The organism is Caulobacter sp. (assembly GCF_049283275.1).
Taxonomy (GTDB): domain Bacteria; phylum Pseudomonadota; class Alphaproteobacteria; order Caulobacterales; family Caulobacteraceae; genus Caulobacter.
Window position 1 is genome coordinate 1 of sequence record NZ_JBAPVS010000033.1, and the last position, 2,598, is coordinate 2,598.

The following is a 2,598-nucleotide window of genomic DNA, read 5'->3' on the forward strand; positions in this document are numbered from 1 at the left end:
CGCCGGTGATGTAGCCGCCCATGACCCCGAACGCCTTGCCCAGGGTGCCCTCGATGATGTCGATCTGGTCCATCAGGCCGTCGCGCTCGGCGACGCCGCCGCCGCGCGGGCCGTACATGCCCACGGCGTGGACCTCGTCCAGATAGGTCATCGCGCCGTACTTCTTGGCCAGGGCCACGGTCCCGGCCATGTCGGCGATGTCGCCGTCCATCGAATAGACGCTCTCGAAGGCGATCAGCTTGGGCGCGTCGGCCGGAGCGGCGATCAGCAGTTCCTCAAGGTGCGCCAGGTCGTTGTGGCGGAAGATGTGACGCGGGCAGCCGCCGTTGCGGATGCCGGCGATCATCGAGGCGTGGTTCTGGGCGTCTGAGAAGATGATCAGGCCCGGCAGAATCTTCTGCAGCGCCGACAGGCTGGCCTCGTTGGAGACATAGCCCGAGGTGAACAGCAGGGCCGCTTCCTTGCCGTGCAGGTCGGCCAGCTCGGCCTCCAACTCGACATGGTGATGGTTGGTGCCCGAAATGTTGCGCGTGCCGCCCGAGCCCGAGCCGTGGTTGTCGATCGCCGCGTGCATGGCGTCCAGCACCACGGGGTTCTGGCCTTGGCCCAGATAGTCGTTCGAGCACCAGACCACGATGTCGCTCTCGCCGCCGTCCGGACGCGTCCAGGTGGCGCGCGGAAAGGCGCCGCGGTGGCGCTTCACGTCGGCGAAAACCCGATAGCGGCCTTCGTCGCGGATCTGATCGACGACACTGCGGAACGCGGCTTTGTAGTCCATGACATCTTCACTCGACGGACTTCGACGAGTCCTATCGGTCCCTACTCAAGGCTTGGCTTTTCGCACCAGCGACGCGCCGTGTCCACATAGGGACTTTTACCTAGAAAGCCCAAGACGCGAACGGACGTGTCGCCTTCGTGAATGAACAGCGCCCCTAAAGATCACTCTCGCGCCAGCCGAGTCAATTGAGCGACGCCACCTTTCCGCGCAACAGCTGCAGAACCGCCGAAAAATCCTTGCCGCCGAAACCGTTGCCGTCGAACAGGGCGTAGAGGGCCTCGGCCTGGGCTCCCATGGGCGTGGAGGCGCCGGCCTTGGCGGCGGCGTCCTGGGCCAGTTTGAGGTCCTTGAGCATCATCGCCGCGGCGAACCCGCCCTCGTAGTTGCGGTCGGCCGGGGTCGAAGGCCCCACGCCCGGGACCGGGCAATAGGTCGAGACCGACCAGCATTGGCCCGACGACTGGCTGGCGATCTCGAAGAACCGGTCGGCGGCCAGGCCCAGTTTCTCGGCCAGGGCGAAGGCCTCGCAGGTTCCCAGCATCGAGATCCCCAGCAGCATGTTGTTGCAGATCTTGGCCGCCTGCCCCGCCCCATGGTCGCCGGCATGGATGGTCGCCCGCGACATCGGGGCCAGAGCAGCCTCGACGGCCGCGAAGTCCGCCGCGTCACAGCCGACCATGAAGGCCAGGGTCCCGGCCTCGGCGGCCATGACCCCCCCCGAAACAGGCGCGTCGGCGAAGCGGAAGCCCGCCGCCTTGGCCAGTCCGGCCACGGCCCGGGCGCTTTCGACGTCGATCGTCGAGCAGTCGATCAGCAAGGCCGACTTGGGCGCATGGGCCAGCACCTGCTCGCCATAGACGCTGCGCACATGCGGTCCGGCCGGCAGCATGGTGATCACCACCTGCGCGTCCTTGACCGCCTCGGCCACCGAACCCGCCGCGTGGCAACCGGCCGCCACGGCCCTCTCCAGCGCCGCCGCCGACAGGTCGAAGGCGCTGACCTGATGCTGGGCCTTGGCCTGGTTGGCGGCCATGCCGCCGCCCATGTTGCCCAGGCCGATGAAGGCGATGTGGGTCATCCCGGTTGCTCCCTGAAAATGCGAACCGCGCCTCATGGGCGCGGCTCTTATCGTTGAGTTTTAGCCGGCCGGAAGCTTATCGCGACGGCTTGCGGAACTTGTAGATGAACTGGTCGGTCTTGCCGCGGATAGACGGGTCGAAGACGCTGAGCTTGCGGGTGTCGGACGGATCACGCAGCACGCGGCTTTCGCCCTCGAAGATGAAGCCGGCGGCGGTGACCTCGCGCTTGACCGTCTCGGCGTCGATGCGGTGCAGGGTCTCGGTGTCGCGCAGGCCCGAGCCCGGCTCGGCCGAGTGGTCCAGCACCAGGAACACGCCGCCCGGCTTCAGGGCCTTGAAGATCTGGCGGTTGACCACCGACAGGTCCGCCGGGCCCATGAACTTGTTGTGCATGTCGTGATAGTTCTGGGCGGTGAACACCAGGTCCAGCTTCTCCGAGGCGCCGAAGTTCGGCAGGGTGTTAAGGATCACCGACACGTTCCTGTAAGCGGGATCGGCGGCGATGGCCGTCACCGCGGGCTCGCGCTTGGCCAGCTTGGTCAGTTCGTCAGGCACATAGGCGTAGACACGGCCGCGCGGCCCGACGGCCTTGGACAAGATCCGGGTGAAATAGCCGCCGCCGGGGATCAGGTCGGCGACCTTGGCGCCCGGCCTGACGCCGGCGAAGGCGAGGGTCTGGCCCGGCAGGCGCGCGTCGTCGCGGACCATGTCGGCGGCGGGGCGGTTGGGATCGGACAGGGC

At 67.3% G+C, this 2,598-nt stretch carries 3 protein-coding genes; all 3 read right to left on the reverse strand.

Annotated elements, in window-relative coordinates; all coding sequences use genetic code 11:
• A partial coding sequence (gene hemA / locus WAL33_RS01800) for a 5-aminolevulinate synthase (RefSeq protein WP_422177902.1) occupies window positions 1-778 on the reverse strand: 778 nt, incomplete at its 3' end.
• Between the two features lie 181 nt (window positions 779-959).
• The gene (gene mmsB, locus WAL33_RS01805; protein ID WP_422177904.1) at window positions 960-1,856 is read right to left on the reverse strand and encodes a 3-hydroxyisobutyrate dehydrogenase; all 897 of its coding nucleotides are present in this window, start codon (window positions 1,854-1,856) and stop codon (window positions 960-962) included.
• Window positions 1,857-1,932: 76 nt separating this feature from the next.
• Window positions 1,933-2,598, reverse strand: a 666-nt coding sequence (locus WAL33_RS01810) for a class I SAM-dependent methyltransferase (RefSeq protein WP_422177906.1), incomplete at its 5' end; no start/stop codon positions are given.